This is a genomic window from Nocardiopsis quinghaiensis, assembly GCF_008638365.1.
Taxonomy (GTDB): domain Bacteria; phylum Actinomycetota; class Actinomycetes; order Streptosporangiales; family Streptosporangiaceae; genus Nocardiopsis; species Nocardiopsis quinghaiensis.
In genome coordinates this window covers 1-2297 of the sequence record NZ_VWVU01000057.1, presented here as the reverse complement: position 1 = coordinate 2297, position 2297 = coordinate 1, and the positions used below count along the sequence as shown (strand labels likewise).

Annotated in this window: 3 protein-coding genes; all 3 read right to left on the bottom strand. The window is 69.4% G+C overall.

The features are described from left to right. On the bottom strand, window positions 1–944 hold a 944-nt coding region (locus FYX01_RS25935; RefSeq protein ID WP_150246493.1), incomplete at its 3' end, for a bifunctional DNA primase/polymerase. A 103-nt stretch (window positions 945–1047) separates the two neighbouring features. Further along, a complete protein-coding gene (locus FYX01_RS25930) occupies window positions 1048–1611 on the bottom strand; it encodes a hypothetical protein (RefSeq protein ID WP_150246490.1) in 564 nt (187 codons plus the stop codon). 85 nt (window positions 1612–1696) lie between these two features. Further along, window positions 1697–1819 carry a hypothetical protein gene (locus FYX01_RS27140; RefSeq protein WP_263363824.1) on the bottom strand — a complete coding sequence of 41 codons (123 nt, stop codon included), beginning with the start codon at window positions 1817–1819 and terminating at the stop codon, window positions 1697–1699. Window positions 1820–2297 lie beyond the last annotated feature (478 nt).

Sequence of the window (2297 nt, the reverse complement as noted above, 5' to 3'; positions counted from 1 at the left end):
CGGGGTTCTCGTAGACCCTTGGCCAGGCCGGAGCGGATCGTGGCGTCGATCTCGCGGGGCGGGTTGGGATCGCCGGAGGTGTTGGCTTCCAAGGCGGCGCCTCGCAGGGCGTCCTGGATCCAGCCGGTGTTCAGCAGGCCCTCGCGGGCGAGCTGGCCCAGCGAGGCGGCGGCGATGTAGAGGTTCTCGTTGCGCGTGCCGGGTGGCGCCTGCCGAACCCTGGCTAGCTCGCCGGTCACCGCAGCCCTGACGTAGGCGACACGGCGCCGGTCATCGGTGGTGATCGCGGATAGCACGTCGCTCGCGGGCCCCGGAGACGGGACGGGCGCGGCGGCGGGCCGATCCGGGGAAACGGGCCTGCGCAGCAGGCTCCATATCCATTCCGGTAGCTCAGCGGGGTCTTCGCGGTCGATGACCTCGTAGCGGCCCGTGCCGTCCGGAGCGGTGACCGGGCAGCCGGGGCCGACCACGTATCCGCCGTGGGCGCGAGTGTCGACCAGCCAGCCCAGGCCGGACCCTTGGTCTCCGCTGGTGTTGCCCAGCCGGGGCCCGGCGGGGTGGGTGAAGTACAGGTGTGTGCCACCCCGGCGGGTGCGCACGGTGAAGGTGTCCGTCGGCAACGCCTGTCCGGCGCGTTCGGCGAGGACCGCCAGGACGTCGGCGCCGTCGGTGACACCGGGCAGCGCCCACTGCGGTGGCGGGGTCTGGTTGGGTTTGGGCACGTCCAGGTCGACCACCACGAGCCCGGCCGGGCCGGTGGCGATGCCGTAGTTGGCCTCCGGCCACCGCTGCCACCAGGACCGGATCCGTTCGGGGTCGGTACTCGCGGCCCTCTCCCAGGCCTTGACCAGCGGGGGCTTCTTCGAGTTCGGGGTGAGCGGGAAGATGGGCCAACCGCGCCGGGCGGCGGCCAGGGCGTAGTCGACCGGTGAGAACGCGGCCATCTCTCTCCTTACGAGCAGGCTGTCTACAAGGGAGAAGGGGTCGAGACGCCAAGGTTGTGACGCCCCGACCCCTTCGTTTTCACTCAAGTCCTGGGAGCGAACGTCAGGGCGCCACCCCGGGGTGAGCATCGGCCAGGTCCATCACTGCGGTGATGATGCCGACCAGGACGCCTGTGATCCGGTTGCTGGCGTTCTCCAGGGCTTCGTCGCTGGTCTCAGGGGTGGTGACGCGGTCGATGAGTATGTCGACCCACATCGCCACCCCCGGGCAGTTCAGGACGGCGGCCAGAGTGCAGTCGGTCTCGCGTTCGGCCGTGAACAGGGCGCGGGTGAAGTCGTTGACGTCGTCGGCCAGGGCCCCGCCGCTGTCGGTGGTGGGGATGTTCTCCTTGCGCAGGGTCGGCTCCCAGAGGGCACGCACCCGGGCCCGCCGATGGATGAAGGCCAGGGCCTGGCGGCTCTTGGCCACCGCCGCCTCCATCTGGTCCAGGCGGTACTCCAACCGCGTCATCTCGGTGGGGGTGTCGCCGTACAGGTCCCAGTCCTCGCCCATCTCGTGGTGGACGATGTCGCGGATCGGGACGCTGAACGCCCCGGTGGCCTCGATCAGGTCCTCGCGGTCGCTCTCGGCGTAGACCGGGACGGGCTTGGTGTCAGGTGCGGGCATCGCAGGTTCCTCCGGGTTCTTGGTCTGTGCAAGGGGGAAGGGGCCGGCACGCCACCTCGTGACGTTCCGGCCCCTTCGGGCTCGGTCAGTGGTTGTTGTGCGGGTAGCTGGCCATCGGGTCGGAGGGGTCGTACCAGTCCCCGCAGTGGCACTGCCGCTCAGTGGTAATCGGGGCGAGACGAGTCCAGCGGCGAACGAAGGCGCGCATAGGATGTGGTCCTCTCTTTGATCGGAGAGAGACGGCCCCACCCGGTGCCTGTAAGCGAGGGTGGGGCCGTCGTTGTGTGTGGACCGGGCAGTCCCTCCGCCCGTCGGCTGGAACCGAAGAGCAGAGCCACCACCCGGGTAGGCAGCGAACCCCTCTCCGCAGCGGTCCGCAGAGAGGGGTTCGGGGGTGCCCCTAGAGGCCCCAGAAGGCCAAGAGAGCAGGTCAGACAGGGTTTTGGTTTCTAGGTGCGGGGCCTAGGATCTAGGCCCTGAGGGGCTAGTTCTAGGCCCCGCCAAGGGGTTGTTCTAGACCCTCTCCAGAGCCGCCAGGACGGCCTCCTTCTCATATCCCTGGCGGGTCGTCTTGGTCTCGGGGTCCTCGACCTTGGGAGCCCATACACCCTTGGACACGACCCCCAGCGGGCGCAGCATCTTCGCCAGCGCTTCCTGGGTCAGGTCGGCGAACTCGTCGGTGTCGG

Excerpts from the sequence above, each read along its gene's own strand:
- FYX01_RS27140 (WP_263363824.1), bottom strand. The coding sequence starts at position 1,819 with ATGCGCGCCTTCGTTCGCCGCTGGACTCGTCTCGCCCCGATTACCACT.
- FYX01_RS25930 (WP_150246490.1), bottom strand. The coding sequence starts at position 1,611 with ATGCCCGCACCTGACACCAAGCCCGTCCCGGTCTACGCCGAGAGCGAC.